The 21,978-nt window shown below is 50.9% G+C and carries 17 protein-coding genes and 1 pseudogene; 7 read left to right on the top strand and 11 right to left on the bottom strand.

All coding sequences use genetic code 11. The annotated features are described in order from the left end of the window. From BUA93_RS11525 to BUA93_RS11515, 3 genes and pseudogenes are all read right to left on the bottom strand, one after another. Positions 1-664, bottom strand: a pseudogene (locus BUA93_RS11525) (phosphohydrolase); the annotation flags it as partial. 20 nt (positions 665-684) lie between these two features. Beyond that, positions 685-906 carry a DUF167 domain-containing protein gene (locus BUA93_RS11520; RefSeq protein ID WP_072979511.1) on the bottom strand — a complete coding sequence of 74 codons (222 nt, stop codon included), beginning with the start codon at positions 904-906 and terminating at the stop codon, positions 685-687. A 19-nt stretch (positions 907-925) separates the two neighbouring features. Further along, entirely contained in the window at positions 926-1,438 is a 513-nt protein-coding gene (locus BUA93_RS11515) for a DivIVA domain-containing protein (RefSeq protein ID WP_072979509.1), read from the bottom strand. Positions 1,439-1,580: 142 nt separating this feature from the next. Between BUA93_RS11515 and BUA93_RS16790 the strand changes: the two genes are divergently transcribed. The 7 genes from BUA93_RS16790 to BUA93_RS11485 all read left to right on the top strand — a co-directional run bounded on the left by BUA93_RS16790 (position 1,581) and on the right by BUA93_RS11485 (position 8,309). Further along, positions 1,581-1,811, top strand: coding sequence for a hypothetical protein (locus tag BUA93_RS16790; protein ID WP_175547430.1), 231 nt, complete (start codon positions 1,581-1,583; stop codon positions 1,809-1,811). Further along, the gene (locus tag BUA93_RS11510) at positions 1,774-2,679 is read left to right on the top strand and encodes a GGDEF domain-containing protein (protein ID WP_175547429.1); all 906 of its coding nucleotides are present in this window, start codon (positions 1,774-1,776) and stop codon (positions 2,677-2,679) included. The genes BUA93_RS16790 and BUA93_RS11510 overlap by 38 nt, the downstream gene beginning before the upstream one ends. A gap of 4 nt (positions 2,680-2,683) precedes the next feature. Further along, positions 2,684-3,685 (top strand): dihydroorotase, encoded by a 1,002-nt coding sequence (gene pyrC / locus BUA93_RS11505; RefSeq protein WP_072979505.1) that lies wholly within the window; start codon positions 2,684-2,686, stop codon positions 3,683-3,685. Between the two features lie 84 nt (positions 3,686-3,769). Then, positions 3,770-4,513 (top strand): lysophospholipid acyltransferase family protein, encoded by a 744-nt coding sequence (locus tag BUA93_RS11500; RefSeq protein WP_072979503.1) that lies wholly within the window; start codon positions 3,770-3,772, stop codon positions 4,511-4,513. 1 nt (position 4,514) lies between these two features. After that, positions 4,515-6,908: a ribonuclease R family protein gene (locus BUA93_RS11495; protein ID WP_072979501.1), complete on the top strand. Its 2,394-nt coding sequence runs from the start codon at positions 4,515-4,517 to the stop codon at positions 6,906-6,908. A 109-nt stretch (positions 6,909-7,017) separates the two neighbouring features. After that, positions 7,018-7,302 carry a GIY-YIG nuclease family protein gene (locus BUA93_RS11490; RefSeq protein ID WP_072979499.1) on the top strand — a complete coding sequence of 95 codons (285 nt, stop codon included), beginning with the start codon at positions 7,018-7,020 and terminating at the stop codon, positions 7,300-7,302. 74 nt (positions 7,303-7,376) lie between these two features. Beyond that, positions 7,377-8,309, top strand: a complete 933-nt coding sequence (locus BUA93_RS11485) for a hypothetical protein (protein WP_072979497.1) — start codon at positions 7,377-7,379, stop codon at positions 8,307-8,309. A gap of 26 nt (positions 8,310-8,335) precedes the next feature. Here the strand turns inward: BUA93_RS11485 and BUA93_RS11480 are convergent, their stop codons facing one another. From BUA93_RS11480 to BUA93_RS11445, 8 genes are all read right to left on the bottom strand, one after another. Next, complete coding sequence (locus BUA93_RS11480; protein ID WP_072979496.1) at positions 8,336-9,400, bottom strand: hypothetical protein; 1,065 nt, start codon at positions 9,398-9,400, stop codon at positions 8,336-8,338. Positions 9,401-9,558: 158 nt separating this feature from the next. Continuing rightward, a complete protein-coding gene (locus tag BUA93_RS11475) occupies positions 9,559-17,334 on the bottom strand; it encodes a hypothetical protein (protein WP_072979494.1) in 7,776 nt (2,591 codons plus the stop codon). 133 nt (positions 17,335-17,467) lie between these two features. Then, entirely contained in the window at positions 17,468-19,360 is a 1,893-nt protein-coding gene (locus BUA93_RS11470; RefSeq protein ID WP_072979492.1) for a YidC/Oxa1 family insertase periplasmic-domain containing protein, read from the bottom strand. Beyond that, on the bottom strand, positions 19,357-19,584 hold the full coding sequence (yidD, locus tag BUA93_RS11465; protein WP_371359327.1) for a membrane protein insertion efficiency factor YidD: 228 nt from the start codon (positions 19,582-19,584) through the stop codon (positions 19,357-19,359). Before yidD ends, BUA93_RS11470 begins: the two co-directional genes overlap by 4 nt. Positions 19,585-19,624: 40 nt before the next feature. Then, positions 19,625-19,987, bottom strand: coding sequence for a ribonuclease P protein component (locus BUA93_RS11460; RefSeq protein WP_254793959.1), 363 nt, complete (start codon positions 19,985-19,987; stop codon positions 19,625-19,627). An 18-nt stretch (positions 19,988-20,005) separates the two neighbouring features. After that, positions 20,006-20,161 (bottom strand): 50S ribosomal protein L34, encoded by a 156-nt coding sequence (rpmH, locus tag BUA93_RS11455; protein WP_072979488.1) that lies wholly within the window; start codon positions 20,159-20,161, stop codon positions 20,006-20,008. Positions 20,162-20,327: 166 nt separating this feature from the next. Continuing rightward, positions 20,328-21,143 (bottom strand): ABC transporter ATP-binding protein, encoded by an 816-nt coding sequence (locus BUA93_RS11450; protein ID WP_254793958.1) that lies wholly within the window; start codon positions 21,141-21,143, stop codon positions 20,328-20,330. Further along, on the bottom strand, positions 21,143-21,970 hold the full coding sequence (locus BUA93_RS11445) for an MlaE family ABC transporter permease (RefSeq protein WP_254793957.1): 828 nt from the start codon (positions 21,968-21,970) through the stop codon (positions 21,143-21,145). Before BUA93_RS11445 ends, BUA93_RS11450 begins: the two co-directional genes overlap by 1 nt. Positions 21,971-21,978: the final 8 nt, after the last annotated feature.

Raw genomic sequence — 21,978 nt, 5'->3', positions numbered from 1 at the left:
CGATCACCATCACCACGACCTTACGGAGCAGGGAGTGCTTGACATTCTTGTTCGCATCTCTGTTGCTCGAATCACGCAGGAACACCTGATTCAGATGGTTCTTGAGTCGCCTAGAGACGAAACGGAACGCGAACATCGCAAGCACCACGACCGCTCCCTTGTCGAGCATGTCGATAATGACGTCCGCTAGCAGCTGTGAAAAGAACTTGCTATAGCCCAGCGTATCATGGAAGGCGTGTGCGAACGGGGCCGTAATACCCTGCCCAAAATTGAGACCATACAAGAAATAGGTAAACAGGGAACCGACGCCGCCACCAATCAGGGCAAACGTAAAGATGACAACGAACAGCCGCGGGATATTCGTAAAGAAGCGCTGGTGATAGAAGAAGGTCGCCGCCACCGCAATCATGATGCTGATGACGCCGTAATACATAGTCTCGGGTTCAGAAATGCCGTTGATGGCGTTCGACCCGAACCCGACAATCACCGCGGGCAGGTTTCCGCCAAGCATTGCCGTGATAATGGTTCCGGTATAGTCCAGATACAGCGGGATTCCCAGGGCCAAGGCCAAACGCGCAGGGATAATATTTAGAGCCAGGCCTGCAAGAATCAGGAGTATGGACGACACGATGGTCTGATGATTTTTAAAATCAAACATCTTCATAACACGCCCACTTCTCAAACCTATTTAATAACCTCTACAACTTTTTTATTGTTCGTTGCACCAGTCACAACCGACACGTCCCTCTTGTGAACACCAAAATGTTCTGCCAGAAGCGCACAGATGGCCTCGTTCGCAGCCCCGTCCACAGGGGGAGCCTTGACTTCCACCTTGAAACTACCGTCCGGCAGTTCCACGACGCTTTCGCGCTTGCTTCTCGCATGGACTTTTATATTAATTTTCATGGGACATTCCCAAGCTTAACTAGGCAAGGACATTCCCTGCGACCGGTGCGGCAGGACGCCTAAGCTCCTCTTGCATACGTTGGTCGTTTTCCATGGCCGAAAGAAGTTCCTCTTGCCCTTTGATAAGCGCACGGCAACGGATGAAGTAGTTGGTCCGCAGCTGTTTGAGCTGCTCGATTTCCATACGGAGTTCTTCGGCTTCCTTCTTGGTGGACTCCACCTCGCGCACAGCGCGCGCCTTGGCTTCGGCCACGATGATTTCCGCTTCTTTTTCGGCGGTCGCCTTGACCTCGTCTACCGTCCGCTGCATGGTCACCACGGCATCCTGGATGGTCTTTTCGATCTGGCGGTAATAATTGACACGTTCTTCGGCAACCTTAAGCCTCTCGGTCAGATCGGTTTTGTCCCTGGACATCTGCTCGAAGGCTCCTGCGGCCGTTTCCAAAAACGCCTTGACCTCTTCGGGATCGATACCACCGAAATTTTTCTTGTGGAAGGTCTGATTACGGATATCCAAAGGTGTAAGTTCCATTCTAAACCTGCAATAAAAAAATTTTCCGGCCCATGCCGCTATCTGAAATATAACAACTTCAAATTGGCCTGTTCCATATCACAAAAAAATATGAATTAAAATATGCAAATCGTTCTTTACATTTGTTTTCTTTCTACTATATTTGAAATTAAGTGCCTATGTTAAAGAATATCAGGAAATTTTGGGCAAAACAGGATTCACTAGAACGCAAGCTGTTCTGGTCTATCTTGGTCGTTGTGACGGGCGTAGCAAGTTTTTCCGCCATTTTCACGATTATCGAGGGGATAAACTCCGCCGCTTCCCTCTGCAGCGTCGGGTGCGCCGTCGTCTGCATCATGATCGCGTTCATTGCTGTCCAGACGGGCCTGTATAATCAGTGCTACCTGGTCATGTGCTGCATTCTCAGCTGTTTCTTGATGCCCCTCCTGTTCCTGTTCTGCGGAGGAATTACGAGCGGCATGCCCCTCTACTGCATCACGTCACTTTCCCTGATTGCCTTCGCCCAAGGCCGCTTCAAGGTGCCGGCATTCATCTTCTCCCTGGGCATCCAGTCTGCGACTATCGCCGCGACCTGGGCCTACCCCGACCTGCTTGTCGCCCAACTCGACCGCGATGCTGCCTATCTGGACATCCTGGTGACCCACCTTCTGACGGGTTTCACCTTGTTCTCCATCGGGACCTTTTCGCTCTGGGCCTATTCGCATGAACGAGATAAAACGACCAAGCTACTGAACCAGCTGGACTATCTTTCGATGCGCGACCCCCTGACCGGCCTCTACAATAGGCGCCACCTGCTGAACTATCTCGAAAATGCTATCTGGAACCGTCGCCACGACTTCTATCTGGCTATGCTGGACATTGACGACTTCAAGAGAATCAACTATACGTACGGACAGGATTTCGGAGACGAAGTCATTCGCACTGTCGGGCACCTGTTGCAAAAGAACGAAGACGAAATGAGCGGCGAATGCGTCGCCCGTTACGGTTGCGAAAAATACATGTACGTCATTAACGCGGGCTCGGAAGTCGAAGCCTACGCCAAGGTGGAAGCCTTCCGCAAGGCAATCCGCAACCTGACATTCGAGAACCACCCCCAGGTGTCGCTCACGGTAAGCGGAGGTTTCGTCCCCTGCTTTAGCCGCGGATTCGCCGATGTCAAGCAGATGCTGATCAAGGTCGATTCACTTCGTGTTGCGGCCAAGCAGCAAGGCAAAAACCAGATTAGAAACATGGTGGAATAGGAAAATGCAACTTCCTTTACCGGACGATTTTCACGCACACCTGCGCCAGGGCGACCTTATGCCCGGCTACGTGCGCGACCTTGTATCTCAATTCGGGCGTGCAATCATCATGCCCAACACGATTCCCGCCATGACGAGCGCCAAGGCGATCGCCGAATACAAGGCCCAGATACTGGAAGCGGCCAAGAGCGTACGCGCCGATTTTCAGCCGCTGATGACCTTCAAGCTGAATCCGAACTACACGGAACAGGACCTCAAGGACATGATGGCGGTGGGCGTTGTCGCGGGCAAGTACTACCCCGCCGGAGTCACCACCAACAGCGCCGACGGTATCAGTGATTTCGAAGCGGTATTCCCTGTAGTCGCGATGATGGAAAAGCTTGGACTTGTCCTTTGCGTACACGGCGAAGAACCGGGTGAATTCTGCCTGGACCGCGAGCCGGCTTTTATCAAGCGAGTCGAAACGCTCGTCGAAAAATTTCCGAAACTGAAAATCGTATTCGAGCACCTGAGCTCCGCAAAGTCCGTCGAGGCAGTCAAGAGGCTACCGGCGAACGTGGCAGCAACCATCACGGTGCACCACCTGATGATGACCCTCGACGATATCGTCGGGGACGCCCTCAGGCCGCACCATTTCTGCAAGCCGCTGCCAAAGCGGCCTGAAGACCGTGCCGCCATTCGCGAAGCCGCCTTCAGCGGCAATCCCAAGTTCTTTCTCGGCACGGACTCCGCTCCGCACCAGCTGAGTAAAAAGGAATGTCCGTGCGGAGCGGCGGGCGTCTACAGCGCCCCGGTGGCAATCCCGCTGCTGCTCCAGGAATTCGAACGTGCAGGCCACCTCGACAAGCTCGGCGACTTCATCGCAGGATTCGGCGCCGACTTCTACGGTCTTCCGCGCACGACGCAGCAAATCGAAGTCGTCAAAGAATCGTGGACAGTCCCCACCATCGTCAACGGAGTCGTTCCGCTCGCCGCGGGTCAGACCCTTGATTGGAAAATAAAGTAAGCCACCATCTTTTTACATTTTTTCTGTTCCACTGCCCATAAAAAATATACATTATGGGTGTAAACACCTATTATATGGATTATTATGGCTTTTATCCGAGCAATTCTCTACTACTTGAATATCGCAATCTGTCTGTTCGTTATCGGTCTCCCGTATATGTTCTACAGGGGCGTTTTGTGCCGCCGTTGGTCCGACAGCACCCGCGTGTGCATTCCCTTCTTCAACACCACTTTTAAACTGTTCGGCATCAAGATCGAAATCGAAGGCAAAGAAAACATTCCTAACCACAAGCAATTTGTCATCGTCGCAAACCACCAGAGCTTTTTGGACATCAATGTTATTTGGCCCACCATCACGATTACCTCGTTCATCGCGAAAGCCGAACTTTGGAAGATTCCCGTATTCGGCTGGGTGCTGAACAAGATCGGCTGCATCCCCGTATACAAGAACCCGCGCAAGAACCTCGGCATGGGAGCCATCGTGAAAAAAAGGCTCGAAGACAATGTGACCATTTCCGTATTCCCCGAAGGGCATCGCAGCAACGACGGGCACATGCTCCCGTTCCAGAACGGAATTTTCCGCATGGCCAAGGAAAACAAGTTTCCGCTCCTGCCGGTGACGCTTGTGGATACGGGCAAGCGGCTTTCCAAGACCAAGTGGGCGCAGACCCCGGGTGTCGTGAAGATTGTGGTACACCCGCTCCAGACACCCGAAAGCTTTGAGAACAAATCCGCCACGCAGCTGCGCGACGAGATTCACAACATGATTTCATCGGCACTGCCTTACAGACAGGCCGACGCCGCCACCGCGGCAAAAAAGGAGGCCTAGCATGGCTCAGCATTTACCTAGCGAAGAACAGATTATTGCAATTCTGCGCGACGAACCGATGGTCGGTAGCCGCCTACGCAGCGCGCTCGGGCTGCCCAAAAAGCAGAAGATGGCCTTTAAGCAGATGCTTGCCGACATGGTGGACCGCGGGCTTTTGAAGCGTACCAGCCACAAGGAATACCAGCTGGGAGACGGCGAAAGCGTCGAAGAAAAGCGCGAAAAACGCGTGAAGAAGATTGCGGAACAGTACCCCGAAGACAACCGCCGCCTGGGTGCCCGCAGCCGCAGGCAGACGGGCAAGAAAAACGAGACCCGCGTGAAGCGCGGCATTCTGCACCAGACGGGCGAAGAAGAATGGGAAGTGCACGAACTCGAAACCGGCAAGGTGTACGAGATGTGCCACCGCAGGCAGGCCCCGGGCAAGGAAGGCGAAACCATCAGCTTTACGCTGTACCCGCACCCGAAACTCAAGCACAGCTACTTGGCAAAGGTCGACCGCACTGCCGAAGCGATGAATATCAGCTGGGACGAAGTCAAGACAAAGTTCATGGAAGACGCGAACTTGCCGAAGGACTTCAGCCCGGCCATCAAGAAGTATGTGGACGGCGTCAAGGAGCCGTGCGGCAAGGACTTCAAGGGCCGCGTGGATTACAGGCAGCTCACGATTCTCTGTATCGACCCCGATGGCGCCATGGACCACGACGACGCCATTAGCGTGGAACGCACCCCCAAGGGCTACAGGCTGGGCGTGCACATTGCCGACGTGAGCTACTACGTGCCGGAAGGTTCCGAGCTCGACGAAGAGGCTCTGGAAAGGAGCTATACGCAGTACCTGCCGTGGACTGCCGTGCCGATGCTCCCGGATAAGCTTTCGAGCAATGTTTGCAGCCTGCACCAGGGTGTGGACCGCTGCGCATTCACCTGCATGATGGAACTCGACAAACACGCGAACGTGCTCAGTTGGGATTTCCACCGCAGTATCGTGAAGATTACCAAGTCCATCACCTACGAGCAGGCGATGGAAATGATGAAGAACGGCGACGACGACATCAAGGCGCTCGCCGAGGTGACCGCACTCTTGAAACAGAACCGCACCAAGGACGGCCTACTGGAATTCCAGAGCACCGAATTCGGCTGCAAGTTCAACGAGAAAGGCGAACCGGAAAAGATTTACCCGCGCACGACCGACGAATCTAACTCGTGGGTGGAAGAATGCATGCTCATTGCAAACAACTGCTGCGCGAAGGAGCTCAAGAAGCGTAAGCTCCAGGGCATTTACCGTATCCACGAGGCACCGGATACCAAGGACATCATGGAACTGTACTACATGTACCCGGACCTGTTCAAGGATTCTCCGGTGATGTTGCGCGACCTGGGCAAGCCCCGCAGCGGCGACACGAACCTGAACCCGACGGCATTCAAGCTGTACGAACATTTGGTGAAACGTGCCCAAGGCGACGAGACTCTCACAAACCGAATTCTTCGCAGCATGCAGAAGGCGCATTACGACAGCAACAGCTTCGGCCACTTCGCATTAAACTGGCAGGACTACGCCCACTTTACGAGCCCGATTCGCCGTTACGCCGACTTGTGGTGTCACCGTGAACTCGCGCGCAAGGGCGCCGAGATTACTGCCGAACGCAAGAACAGCGTGATTGAAGTCTGCGACTTGATTTCGGCAAACGAAGTCAAGAACCAGAAGACCGAACGCATTGCCATCAAGGTGTGCAGCTGCTGGATTTTGAAGAGCCACATCGGCGATGACTTCGAGGCAACCGTCTCGGGCATCGAGGAATGGGGCATCTACGTTTCTATCGCAGACCCGATTGCCGAAGGCCTGGTGCGTTTCCGCGATATCGCAGGCGATGACTTCTACGTATTCAACCCGGACCAGGGACTTGCCTTCGGCAAGAAGAGCGGGCGTACGTTCCGGCGCGGCGACAAGGTGCTGGTGCGCCTTTTGCGGGTAGACCCGCTGCGCGGTCAGGCGGACTTCAGCATTATCGAAAAGCTCAGCAGCGAACCGAAGAAGCGCCGCCGTCAAGGCGAATCGCGCGACGACTACCGCAGCCGCGACGTTCATGAACGCGCTGACCGCGCCGCCGCGGCGGAAGCCCTCGGCTACGTGAGCCAGCCCGACGAAGACTTTGACGACGATGTTCCGGAATTTGTTTCGGCACACAGCCACATGAACCGTGGCGGCCGCGGAAAATCTCGCGGCGGCAAGTTCGATTCCGACGCTCCGAGCTTCGAACGTTCTGGTCGCAGTTCTCGCGGCAAGGGCGGAAATTCCCGTAGCGCATCCCGCGATGACCGCGAAGGATTCCATGTCGCAAGCAAGCCTCGCAAGGGCGGCTCCCGCAAGGGTGCCGGTCGCAGCCAAAGGAGAAGGTAAACTCTATTTCAATAATGCCTAAGTGCCATCCGCATAATTCGTTCTGAAGGCTTCCCTAACGTGTCATCCTGAGCGGAGCCCATAGGGCGTAGTCGAAGGATCTAAAAACATGCCAAGCGATTACTACACATACATAATGTCGAATCAAAATAACACCACTATTTATGTCGGTGTTACTAACAGCATAGAACGTCGCACGTTGGAACATATTGAAGGCGTTGGAGCCATTTTCACATCTAAATACAAAATTAACAAACTCGTTTACTTCGAGCGTTACACAGAAATAAAAGATGCTATTCAAAGAGAAAAGCAACTTAAAGGATGGAGAAGAGACAAGAAAAATAGTCTTGTAAATTCAATGAACCCCGAGTGGAATGACTTGATGCGTGGTTGAGATCCTTCGACTCCATCACTTCGTGATTCCGCTCAGGATGACACACTCATATAACTTTCTATTATTTACTAATTATGTCCAGCAACGGTAAAATCATTCTCTACGCCAGCTACCAGACCGGGGAAACTCTCCCCGGGTATGTGCGGTTTGCGCTAAAGCATCTCGCCGAGACTGACTTTACCGTCGTACTGCTCACGAACAAGCGTCCGCTTTCGGCCGAGACAATGTCGTTCCTGGAAGACAACGGGATCAAGCTTTACCTGACCGAAAATCACGGATTCGATTTCGGCATGTGGCGCCGGTTCCTCAAAGACGTCGCCAACGGTCACAACAATTTCGTGGAATTCAACAGCATTACGCGACTGCTGCTCGTCAACGATTCCATCGTCTATTTTCAGAACAACTTCGCCGACTTTATCCGCCGTGCCGAAGCAAGTACCGCCGATGCGGTTTCACTAACGGAAAACGACGAAGTACGTCCGCACCTGCAATCGTTCTTCTTGTACCTGAAACAGGAAGCTCTTGGTGCATTCTACCTGCACCTGCTCGAAACGCCGGAACAGGAAACCTTTTATGAAGTGGTACATCGCCTAGAGATAGGCTTGTCGAGCGCCTTCGAAGAAGCCGAGGTGCAGACGGCATCGCTTTACCGCACCCACTTGCGCGCCCTGTTCGCCTACCCCGAACTGATTGCGCAGGGTGGAGGCTTTATCAAGCGCAAGCTTTTACAGCGCCGTTTCGATTTTATGGAAAAGGTGCACTTTATTCGCCACGGCGCCTACGACGCCCTGAATGCGGACTACCACAAGATGGTCTGCGACGCGGGCCTCGCTCCTGATTTCAAGGAGGAGTGGCTCCCGAAAGCAGTCGGAAGCACCGCCTTCCATGTGGCCGACAAGCTTTGGCAAAAGACATTCGACAAGGTGGGCTGGCCGCTACTCCGCACCGCCATCAAGACGAAGTACAAGCTTCTCAAAAAAGAACTTGTCGGCGACGAGTACAAGTAAAAATGGCCCGCGCAAGCGGGCAATTTCTATTTCACCTTGATAAATGACGTCACCTGGATAGAATCCGTTTCAGAGCGTTCAGGCTCATAACGGGTGTATTTCAGAGTCCATGCAATCGTCGTATCCGATTCCAAATCCGTATTGGAGATATAATAGATGCTTTCCACTATCCTTATCGAATCTGGCCAATGATACCATTTTAATTCACTACCAATTGCAATGGCAAACGTATCTATAGGCACCATTTCTACAGCCCGCAAGGGCAATCCGTCAAATTGCAAATACGAATAAGCCTTGATTTCAATTTTAGCATCATCCCCAGCGGAAAAGTCAAGCGTATCCAAAAGCGAACGTATTTCTGTAGAATCAAATGGATCTGCCGGAGCGATGTAAACTCTTTCAGGCGGAATATAGTCCATCACTCGGGATTCACCATAGTTAATAAAGGACGTATCATTCACGCATTCTTTCAGTTGAACATGAAACGCATCCTTGTAGAGTGTATCGTGCACTTGAACATACACGACATTGGTATCCAATTTAACCAGTTCATATTCAGCATCGTTACGCTTCGTAAACGTCATGGCCAACCCGCACAACGGAAGGACTCCTGTATAATTAGGCTTTCTTGTGCAAGAGAATGCAGTATCGCCAATATCGCAATTCAACAGCCTAGACCATCCAGTCACCGTGTCAAGTTTTCCATTGGCGTTCTTTCGGTAAACAAAGCTATTGTACGAAGTCGTATCGTAAAGGGTGTCGTAAACGGTATCCTTGTAAATGACCAACGTATCGCGAATTACAATCGTATCTTTTGCGAACGTCGTTTCTTGCGGCACTTTGTTCAAGCTATCCACGTCTGATGGCAACTTGTCAAGAGCAGAAGTATCAGGAGTTGAAGAGCCCGGAGTAGACGTATCTGTAGTCACAACAGGGCTAGGCGTCTTCACAGAGTCAGGAGTAGTGGCACTCGGATTTTCTTGCGGGTATGGATTCGTCGCCTCGACATTCAAGGAACATGCCCAAAACAGGGCCACGAGCAAAAACGCCCCTAAAGGCAAAAATATCGATTTTGCAGTGCCGAGTCTCATAAGGTCTCCTGATATTTTTCCAAACTCGCTCCCAAAGATAAAAATATCCCTGCAAAGCAGGGATACTTTGTTATAAACTGCAAAAACGTGTGATTTGTGGCACCGGATTGTGACGCCGTTTTGCTACAAGCCACGCCACAAGTGCCGCCATTCAAGATTTACTGCACCACGATTTTAGCAGCCTGCTGCTTGGAGCCTGCGCGGACGCGGAGCATGTAGAGGCCGGTCTTGGGAGCGTCCAGCACCAATGCGTTCGTGCCCTCGAGGGTCCTCGCGTTCACGATCGACATCACATGCCCCTTCATATCCAGCAGGTCAACGCGCGCATTGGTGCCCGCAAGGCCCGTCGCCTCGAAGGACACCTGCAACTTTCCGCCGAGCCTTGCGGAGCGCAGGCCCTTGAGCGAGTTCTGCGCCACCACCTTCGCGGCAGGAGCCACACGCACCGTCGCAGTCTTCGCATTCGACTTCAGGAGCACCTTAAGCGGAACGCCGTCCTTCATTTCGGTCGTGTTGCCGTCCACCGTCACGTACACGTGGTAACCGTAGGCCTTCACGCCATCGATACCGACGAGCGTCAGATAACCCGCGCGATCGCTAGATGCGGACAGGGCCACGGTCCATTCCATTTCGTCACTTGCCGACTTGATGGACTTGGCGAGAGCGCGCTTGCCTTCGACAATCGAAAGATTCACATGGTCGCCCATGCTTTCAGGAGGTTCTTCGGCGTTGAACGGGTTGTTGCCCGCCCCCAGAATGTTCCAGGCATCCTGCTTGCCGTTCTTGTCAGAAAGTACGGCCTGCAAGACCCAGCGATCCTTAGTAGTCGCCTTCGCAAGCACGCGCTTGGGCAAGGTCCGAGACTTTTCGTACTCAAGCCATTCCTGGTTCGGATCGTCGTACCATTCGTCTTCCCACTCATGCGGGAATTCTTCCTGCCACGGCTCATGATTTTCCTCCGGCTCTTCTTCTTGCCAGAACACCGGTTCCGCAGAGATTTCCCATTTCATTTTCTTGTTCACCTTAACCCAAATCGCTTCGTAGGGATCCAGGGTCGTCTTGCCGTCGATGAGTTCTTCCGGGCTACCCGTCTTCGGGTTGTAACGCCAGAATTCAATTTCCGACTTTTCGTCGATATCCTTGACATAGTCGGCACCATACGAATACAGACCGACAGGCCATCCGTGCGGATTTGCCACCAGGTTCCAGCCGGAACTGACGCTATCGAGGTTCCAAACAATATCCTTGCCGTCATCTTCCATATCGTCGCGCAAGACGAGCGGGAGTCCTTCGAGGGAACTGTACCATGTTCCGCGAGTGGGAATCACCGAGTCTCCCCTACTAAACTGCTTGTACTGCCAGAATTCGCCCGTACCGTATTCGTCCCACCAGTAGAAAACCGGATCGCCAGTTTCCCACTTGATAGCCGACGTGTCCACAGCCGAGAGCGAGAGCATCTGCCAACCCTCCTTTCCGACCGATGCAATTTCGTTGCTGACTGTAAATTCCTGGTAGAATTCGTCCATTTCGGCATCGTCTTCGATCGTTACGACCGCCTTATAGTGGCCACTCTTTTTCAGGAAGGAAACAAAGCTCGTTTCGAGACCACTCGCTACGGAATCCGCCAGCAACGTATCGACAGCGACCTCACCGTTATCCGTATTGACAATACGCAAGTGGACAGAGACAATTCGAGTCGGCTCGAAGTCGCTCGCCCGAATGTTCAGCTGCAAGGCGTTTCCGCGATTCGTGATTCGCCTGTCGGCAAACATAACCGGCGTCTTGTTGGCCTTGGAGAAATAAGCCTTGAGAGTAGATTCTTCAAGGTTGCCCGGCAAAATGTAAGGCAGCGCGTTATCAAAGTTCCAATTATAGTAGTCCCAGTCCAGACCCATATCCGCATAAACAACCTTCACCGACCTTTCGCCACGGAGTACGACCAGCGAATCCAGAACATAGCTCGAATCCGGGGTAGCCTCCACAGTCCATATTACTGCCGAATCGGCAAGATCCAGGCAATCAACGCCATAGCCGGGGCATCGATACATGCTCAGGTCAGCAGGCAAGACAACCGTTCCATCATCACCAATTTTGTGAACAACCGGTTCCATCGTTTTCATCATTCCGCGGTAGTACATAGGCGGTCTACGCTCGACAAGTGCAATAGAACCATTTTTCTGCTCCACCTTGACGCGGACATACCGGATATCTTCGCCAGCACATTCCTCAAGATCGCTCGTCCAACGAGCATAAAGAGTCGCATGCCTGATTTTGTCCCCATCCGGATAGGCTTTTTCAAGTTCTTCTAGCAGCATGTCATCAAGCATCACATAAGCGCGTCCCGAATCGGGCTTTACAGACCAACCCGCAAGGCACTTATCCGCCGTATAAGCTTCCCTCCGGAATTGAGATCCTCTGCTATAGATCCATCCCTCGTCATAGGCATCCCGAAGGACTTCTTCGTCGCCCATGAACTTGTTGGCATAGAACACCTCATCTTCCGTATTCATGTCAAACGTAAAGATGTATTCGGCTTCGGGGACATACTCGCTGAACACAACATTCCATGTACCTTCAGACGTAATGTTCAATTCCGTACTATCATCGACATCTAGAACATTCCCATTATCCATCTCATAAGTAATCTTATTCAAGACGTAGCCTTCATTCGGAACGGCCACGGCAACAAGCCTGACGCCCGGCATTTCTCCAGACTCATAATATCCAGGAACAATCAACGAATTTCCTTCAAAGGAATGCGTCAGTACCGTATCGCCAATCTTTTGAACCAGGTAAAACTCACCGTCGCCCTCTACATTCAGTTTTTGAATGTTAATGAGCCCTCTAGTACCAGTGGAACAAACCGGATTATCCAAGTCTGGAACCATGACATTCACAAAATCCACCGAATCTTCCGTAGCGATCAAGTCTCCCACGACGGACCGGATATTTGAACCATAATTATCGGGGCGAGAATCAACCGTAGTGCCCTTGACTTTCCAACCAACGCTACAACCGCTAGAATTATACAGGAGCGGGGATTCTACACTTTCCAAGGTTGCCTGTTCCATGGAACCGTACCAATCCATACTGTACTCACTATCGATCTTGTTCATCACATAAAGGCTCGTATCGTTCGGATACTCAAACGCCAGATCAAAATGCTTATACGAATAGCTAATCTTAAAGTTCAAGGAGTTCATTAAATTGGGGAGAATCTTGAGCGTTCCTGTCGCCGCATCATAACCAAAGCCCTCCAGTTCCGTTTTCACCCAACCGTTTTCAAAGCCGTCGATACTAATGTCATAGCCGTGATCCGGATTTGTAGAAACCTGGAAGGTCAAGGTATCGTCGACGGCCGGGTACAGGAACACATGGCTATAATACGGTCCATAAGGATACATTCTGGACTTCTGAACAAACGTATCGCCGGCATCCGTCACCTGGGTAAGGACAAGCCCGCCATGATAATACCCACTACCCATCAACGGTTCACCATTCTCATCATAGGCGACCACCCCCATTTTCAATCCCTCTATTGCATTGGTTACGACAGCCTCCACCGGATACAGCGTCACCTCATTTTCAGAGACAGTATAAACTTTAGATGACTTGTCCAAGAATTCCTTATCAAATGTGCTTGAAACAAGGCTCTCGTCATCTTTTTCCAGGCTCCACTGGAGCGGTTTAAACTCGTACAGATCAATATACTGAGTCGGACTCAAGACATACGCATTGGGGAACCTATTTTTATCCCCAAAATTCATCGTCTTGGGAGAGCTGAAGTTATCAGCCAAGACAACGATCGTATCCTGTAACGAATTAACGTCAAATGTTACTGTATAGTCAAAGCCCAAGTCGACATTAAATTCAATATCGCTATCTTCAGCCACGATTTGCGTCAGGTAGATTCGCTGGGCGGCAGCACCAGCACTTGTCTGGTAGAACGACTTGTCGTTTTCTGAATAGCCTTCGGCAGGAATTGCATGGATTTTAAAGGAGAACGGAATCGCTTCACTGTCACCCGTAGTAGGATCAAAAGTCATCACCTTTGGAACTTGCAAGGTAAAAAGCGTTTCGTCATCGACATCCCTGACAAACGAATGCTTAATGGTATCAGCCTTGGTGCCCGCGACATCGTCATCCACTCCAATAATCTGCCACAATTCCAAGCCATCCAGGTTTTCACCATGAGCCGTCACGGTCAAGTTCCCCAAATCCGCACAGTCAGGTTTTGTCCCGAGAGCATAGTAAACAGGGTAAACCGTCGTCGATAAATCCTGGATTACATTATTGTCAAATTTTGTTACGGAAAGATTATTGAGTCCAAAAGTCTGCTCCGTAGACCAGGCAAGGCAACCATTGACCGCATATAACATGGGCATCGTCACATCGGAGCCACTTTCTATAGTATATTCCTTTGAATCGGGCCACAGGCTACCCAAATAGCTATCCGGGACATAGTAATCCACTAAATCGCCACCCATATCGGTCGGGGCACTTACGGTCGGACGAATAAAGGTCACCCGATATTTCGCATATTCGAGAGCCACGTTAAGTGTCATGGACGAATAGGTCCTTGTATTTACGACCAGAGTCGTATCGTCTGAACCAAAGTTCAATGCATGTAACTCGAAATCAAGCGTCTCGCCCGTCGTGTTAGGCGTATATGCAGGGCTGGCACTATCCGTTTTCACGAATTCCAGTTCCGATATGGAGTAACCAGGCCGTGTCTGGAAACTCACCTTAAAAATCAAGGTATCGTCGGCAACAGGGAGTATTACCTGATGGTGGTATTCGCCAGCTTTATTCACATCTTCTTCGTTCAACATTCCATGTTCAATATCAGTTTCGTTAAAAGACTGTTTTAACGTTACCGTTACGGGGGGATCATCCGACAAATCCACCGTCCCATCAAAATCAATCACATAGTTAAGCGGAAGAATCTTGCTGGCATCAATAACGTTACAGACATCATTCCAATAAACATAGGCGGTAGTACTGCTGTCAGGTCCAGTGGCAGGATTGAAATACAAGAAACTGCTATTAATGTAGTCTTTATAGTACTGAGGATCAAAGAACGTATTGACGACAGCAGTGACTTCGCTTGCGTTTTCTTTCGGCGACCAAGCCAACATCGTGGGACATTCGTTTGTATAAATCCTGGGGAAACGAGGGCCTTCAACCGTCATTTTCGAAGGATCTATCGTAAACCAGCTGCGTCCCAGAAACACCGAAGACAGATCCATTCCTGCAGGCAGATTCAAATCAAAGGACACGTTATAATTAACAAGAGTGTAATCGGGAACAATGGACAATTTTTCCGTGACTGTATTGCCGTATTTTTTTTGAGCTATAAAACTAGCCTTTTTGACGCTATCCAGAATAACCAGATCTTCGGCTTTATTTACATCGAGATCCGAAATAGTCCATTTCACGGTCCCGCATTCGCCCATTTTTTCCACAAGCGCATCAACCGTTCCAAAGAACAAGTTTTCCACACCGCTACTATCAAGTTCGGGGGCCGAGCAACCATTCTTGGTTGCGTCATACAGATAAGTAACAGAATACGTGTCCTTTATCTTATACCCAGTCCAATACTTTCCAATGCTACTAACCCTGACTCCCGCGCCATAAGGAAGCTGCAAATCGTACGGTTCCGCAGACGCACTAGACTCGATCATTTCCACCATCGAACTATTCTTATCTAAGCCATAGATATCAACCTCAAAATCAAATTCTTTCGGATTTGCAATAGCCAACATCGGGTAATGTCCATACGTTGCCGATGAATACTTCAGAACGATTGTTTTAACATCGCTTATGCCGGCATTCCTGATATTTTGGGCAATGTCCTGGAACGACCAGAACTCCATACCTGCGGGGGTTGTAGAAGCCAAACCGTTAATCACGCTACCATTTTCATCTAGCAATTCAAGCTCATAGTTCAACACATATTCTAGGCCAAAGCCTTCGCTATAACTCACCACATTCGGAACAAGCTGCAGCGGAGCATCGCTCCCATCTACAAAAGAGTCCACTCTTGGGGTCAAGAAGCCTAAAGCAGTGGTTGTCACATCTTCAAAATCTCTACAGTTATTCTGACTGTCACAATACTTGTAAACGACATCGTAGCTCGAAGGCGGAACAACTAGGCCCACGAAATAAGAATCAATTTCATTCGGCAACGAAATTATATTGCCAACACTATCAACAAGCATTGCTTTTGATCCAACAGCAGCAACAATGTTTTCAATTGAAACCTTAACATTAGAGTTCAACGAACCAGACGCATCCGTATAACTAATGTAACTAGAAGCTATAAGAGAATGAGAGTAATCACCATTATAGTTTAAGAACTGAACCCAATTATCCTTAAGTCCTAAACTTGTTTTTTCTGGATCTTTTAAATTCTTTGTATGCACCACCACCAAATGATTAGGTGTTTTAGTCGTGTTCACGCAAGAGGGCAGGCCATCATTAAAAATGCCATCGCTCACCCATAAGGCTGTTTTTCCTTTGGATTCTAAATTGTAGTTTAACAGAGCCGCAAAGAGTCCTGACTTCATGTCCGCTTCCGAAGCAATTCCATTCGCAGAGCGGATCAAAGGCGACGCAAACGTTCCAGCAAAGAAATCCATATATGACGTGCAAGCAGACATTCCACCTTCTACACAATCATCATTTCTATAATAATTCAAATCTCCCGTTGCCGTCAACGAACCATAGGCATTGCGCACATTCGCATATATCTTATCAGATCCCTCAGACCAGACAAACCCGTTCTGATAAAATTCTTCCCCACCCACGCCAAGTTCAACGCCATCTTCGCCAAAGTGGTAGTTGTTATATAATGTTACGTTATTGTCATAGGCTTCGCTCGTCTGACCGATAATATATCCAACGGCACTCGCTCCCTGAACGGAGCCTCCCGAAATACCACCTTTCGTAAAAGTATTGTTGATGTCAATAGACCCATTGCCCTCAACATACCCCAATATGCCACCCGCTCTCGTTTTTGACGACACGGACCCCCGATAATAAGACTTCGTTATCGCAATAGAACCATCGGTAAAACCAACAAGACCGCCAGCATTAATTTGGCCATTGACTTTGCCATCGGTTACAGCTACATTGTTCAAGGCCATACCGCCTTCTTCTGCGAAACCCACGACAGCCCCCGCATGATGGTAGGCATCCACAGTCACATTTTTTACCGCTACATTTTCTATCGAGCCAGAGTAATTCTTGGCATAGCCGAACAGGGCGCCTGCGTAATCCGCCTTAAAATAGGAGTCCTCAATTTCAATGTCTCTGATTGAATTAGAATAATATTCAAAGTCGAGAGACACAACTCCCGCATGCGAACCGTCACCAGACAAGCTAAAATAGACATCCGAGAACTTGACATTCAAAATGCCTCCAGCCGAACCATGAACTATGCTAACAAAACCGATACCATCATTATCATCTATAGACTCATAGCAGAGTCCCGATATGGTATAGCGCTTTCCGGCTTCACTGCTAATAGAACGACCTTCGGTCAATTCCAGGTACTTACCCTTGAACCCGTCCGGGGACCCCGTACAACCAGACTCCGTATGCCCCGCAAACGCGATATCCGATTTCAGCACAACCGAGGCAAAATTCGAACCAAGCCAACCGCTAACGTACCCATAGGCATCCGTCATGTTATCACGCACCTGACTTGGGACCGTTTCATCGAACCAGTACACAAAGCAGGTTTCATCCGCCTCATCAGGTTCAACCTGAGATACAACCTGACGAAATTCCAGTCGATCCGCAGTGGAGTCATCGTCTTCATCAACTTCCTTGAAGCAGAAATACTTCGTCCCCTCGGCTGCAAAAGAGACCGCAGACAAGGCCAGCAGACCAACAATGAATAACGCATGAAAAACCGGAATCTTTTTCATAAGGAATCCTCTGTTTATATCCGTAAACAAATATAGTTTTCTTACAAGAAGTTTACAAGAATATAACCTTCAATCTAACGAACAAAAAATCCCCGGGCCATGCGGACCGGGGACTTTCTCCGTTAAAACTCTACTACTTCACGACTTCGGCGTCGACGACCTTCTTGCCATTCACGGTTTTCGGTCCATTATTGCCGTTGTCGCGGCGGATAATCTTGTACTGAATGATGCTCCAGAAGTTGGACACAATCCAGTAGAGCACGAGGCCGGAGGGCATCACCGCGCTGAAGAGGAACATCATGGCCGGCATCATCCAAGTCATCATCTTTGCCTGGGCGGGGTCCATGGCGCCGTTGCCGCTCATGGTCACCTTGGTCTGGAAGTAGGTGGTAACCACCATAATCCACGGGAGGAGAGCGAGGCCATCGGGCATGAGGAACGGAATACTGAAGCCGTGGAAAATCACGTCGCTGCGGCTGAGGTCGGTAATCCAGAGGAAGGCCGGCATGCCGCGGAGTTCAACGGCGCGACCGAGCACGAAGAAGAGGCCCATGAAAATCGGCATCTGAATAATCATCGGGAGGCAGCCGCCGGTGCAGCTCGCAAGCGGGTTCACGCCGTTCTTGGCGTAAAGCTCCATGATGGCGGCCTGCTTCTTTTGCGGATCGCTACGGTACTTCACATTGATTTCGTCGAGCTGCGGCTTGAGCTTGCTCATGGCAGAAGTCGACTTGAGCTGCTTGATGGTGAACGGGGTCGTAATGCCGCGAACAATGAAAGTCACAAGGATAATGGCGACGCCGTAGTTCGGAATGATGGAGTAGAAGAACTTGAGCAGCTTGAGGAGCATGGCGCAAATCCACACGAACCAGATGCTGGAACCGGGGAACCACTTGGAGCCCGTCACGATAATCTTTTCGTAGCCCTGGCCGAGCGATTCGACTTCGGACCATTCCAGCGGGAGCACCATGAAATTGTAGGCAACGGAATCGCCGCGCACGGCGTCTGCAATGGAGAGGCTGTAGGTACCCGGATCCGGGTTGCCCTCGGTAGCCAAATTGATGTGCTTGGCCTTGACCTGTGCCGGCACCGGAGAATCGAACTGCACCGACATGGCCACGTACTTACGGCGCATGCCGACCCAGTAGTAGTTGGCGTTGTCGAAGGTCATGGCATCGTTGAATGTTTCGCGTTCGGTGATTTCGTTGTTCTTGAAAATCACTTCGCTAAAGAAGTAGCTTGTACCGCCGAAGCTCTTGCCCTTCGGGAATTCTTCGGTTTCACGCATGCCGCCCTTCCAGGAAAGCTCGTACTTGTCGACGCGGAAGCCCTTGAACTTGTTCACCTGGCGAACAGCGACGCCAGCCTTGGTGAAGCCGTAGCTACGCACCAACTGGTTGCCGTTGGCATCAGTAAAGACAAACTGTACCGTAGTATCGTTTTCGACATTGATCCATTCCGGAGCATCGACATCGAACAGGACTTCGGAAAGGTCGGCACCGCCGAGGTTCAGGTCGAGGGCGCCGAGCGCGGTATCCTGAATGAGTTCGGGGAAATGGTTTGCGGAATCCGGCAGGGCCTTGACGATAACGCTCTGGACCTTGCCGCCCTTGTTGCTCAGGGTCATGATGAACTTGTCGGTTTCGACCGTGACCGTGCGCTGGGCGACAACCTTCGGGGCTTCTGCAGCGGCAGAATCTGCGGTGGATTGCTTCGCTTCGCTCGCAATGACGTTTGCGCTATCGGCGGTGGATCCGGCCACTTCGGCAGGCTCAGTGACCTTGTCCGTTGCCGGAGCACCGAGAACCGGGGCGGCCTTGACTTCGGCAGTGGAGCCGGGGAGCACGAGTCCGTTTGCAGACGGAGCTGTGGAGGAATCGGCGACCTGGGCGGCAGCTTCCTTGGCGGCGGCCTTCTGCGCAAGCTTCGCCTTTGCGGCAGCCTCGTTGTTCGCCGAGTTCATGAAGAACCACCAAATCATGATGGCGCCGATAAGAACGGATCCGATGATAGTATTCTTGTTCATCTTTTTTCCTTTCTGGGCGGGACCGGGTCATAACCGCCCTTGCAAAACGGGTTGCACCTTAAAATTCTGAAAACCGCAAGATAGAAACCTTTAAACACTCCGTGTACGCGGATGGCCTCGATGGCATACTGCGAGCATGTCGGCTGGAACCTGCAAACGCCACTGAAGAAGAAAGGATGAATCAACTGGTACAGCCGGATGGGCGCAATCAGGAGCATTTTCAACGCGCCGTGAAGCTTTCCCCAAAAACCGCTGTCCCCACCATTATCCATTGGGCAAGTTCCCCAGGTCGAGCCCCTCGGTCCATTCCATTTTCTTGAACACCTTGAGCGCCGATTCGCGCATGCGCGCCGAGGACATGACCTCGGAATTGTCACTCACGATAATCATCGCCCAAACGGGCTTCGCTATATGGGGAACCCTTTCAAAAAACAGGGGCCGCAGCAATCTACGGCACTTGTTGCGGTAAACTGCGTTACCGTTCTTCTTTTTCGCCAAAAAGCAAAAACGACAAAAACCGTCCGGGCTTTCTATCCAACGCATCGTGAAAGACGGCGTGCGGATGAACTTCCCATGGACGGCTACTTGCCGATAAGCTGGCTGGTTAGGCAGCCTATAGGAGCGCAACGAGGCTATGAGCCAATCCTACTTTTTGTAGATGGTGTCGCTCACGGTGAGGCGCTTGCGACCCTTGGCGCGACGACGGCTCAGAACAGCACGACCCCAACGGTCTTCCATGCGGGCACGGAAACCATGCTTGTTGGCGCGCTTACGATTATGAGGCTGGAATGTTCTTTTCATTGTAGTAACCTTTATTAAAAGTCAAATTTTTTGAGTCTCAAAATTAGAAAAATTCCTAGATAAATCAAGGGGTCAAAGGGTCGTGTAAGCAAGTTTTACGGACATTTTTACGATTTCCCCGCAGACAATTCAATTTATCAACAATCTATCAACAAATAATTATTTTTTACCCGCTGTTGCAAAGATCTCGGAACAGTTCCTTGGAAATGTCGCTGTCGGAATTGACCCAGTAGTCGAAGGAATGCGGCTCGGTCAAGCTCTTGCTATGGACAAAGCAGATATTGCAGCCCAGTTCCTTGGAAATCATCAGGTCATGTGTCACGATGATGATGGTCGTTTTGAACAGCATACGCATGTTGTCAATCAGCGGCAGCAGGTTGCGGCGGTTGTAGTTGTCAAGTCCCGCCGTCGGTTCGTCCATCAGCAACAGTTTCGGGTCCATCGCCCAGCTACGAGCAATCGCCACACGTTTCTGCATGCCCATACTCAGCATGTGCGGGAACATATCGGCCTCGTCGCGGACTCGCATCAGGTCCATGGCCATATTGATCTTTTCCTCGATTTCGGCCGGAGTGCCCACCTTGTGGTAACGCAGCGGCAAGGCGATGTTGTCGCGTACGCGCAGGTTCGAAATCAAAGCCCCGTTCTGGAACACCATGCCCACCTGACGCTTTGCCACTTCGAGCGCAGTCAGCCTTTCAGGAGGAATATATTCGCCAAAATAGAAGATGTTGCCACGAGTCGGACGAATCAGACCCGCGATAATTCGCAAGAGGGCACTCTTGCCCTGACCGGAACCGCCGCCAATGCAGATAGTTTCCCCGCGCTTCACACTCAAATTCACATCCGAGAAAAGTTCCTTTTGCGGGTCGGTTTCTACACGCTGGAAAAAACCAAGCGTCCGGGGCTTGGAGAACATCGTCCCTGCGATATCGCGATACGCAAGGTGAACATCTTCCATTCTTAAGGCTTCGTCCAGCATTAGATAATCGTCGAGAAGTTGTTCATGTATTCAACAAAATAGACTAGCGACAGGAACACGTCCGCAAGCACCACGTACAAGAACGACTTAATCACGGAGCGGGACACCGCCTTGGGAACCTGCCGCACGTCGCGAGTGATGTTCAGGGCCTGGTAGCAGGCGTTGGTCGTGATAATCGCACCGAATACGAGCGGCTTCACGATAATGAACACGAAGTCCGTCATCGAGATGGCGCTCAGGATTTCATGGCTAAGATACGACCAAGTCAACTGGATATTAATCATGTTGCCACTCAGCAGAACAGCGCCCTTGGTCACTAGGTATCCCCCACAAATGGCGCTCAGACTAAAGAAAAAGTTCATGATGAACAAGGCGATGCAACCACCAATCAGTCCCGGCATCACCAAGAAACGGATCGGATCGACACCCATAGTCGCCAAGGCATCTACTTCGGAATTGATGACCATGCTACCGATGTAGGTCGTAAGGGAAGAACCGCTTCGGCCTGCAATCAGGAACGCCGTGAGGATAGGTCCCAGTTCGCGGATGATGACCACCACGATCAGGCTTCCCACCACGTCGGAAAAGCCCATCTTTCCCATCATGGAAATCACTTCGATAATCACAATGGTACCAAACAAGGTCGCCACGACAAAGAGAATCGGGAATATTTCGACCCCCGTAAAGAAGGTCTGCATGATAATGTTTCGGGAGTCGGTCTTGAAGTTACGGCTGCGCGAGAAGAGACTGGCGACAGCCTTGAAGAAAAGGGCGCAAAGCTGGCCCATAGGACGGCGCAACAAGAATATGCCGAGCAAGTGAAACATCCTCGCCG

This window comes from Fibrobacter sp. UWH4 (genome assembly GCF_900142475.1).
In the GTDB taxonomy this organism is placed as follows: Bacteria; Fibrobacterota; Fibrobacteria; order Fibrobacterales; family Fibrobacteraceae; genus Fibrobacter.
Note: the sequence above shows the minus strand (reverse complement) of the source record. Positions and strands in the feature narration are given on the sequence as shown.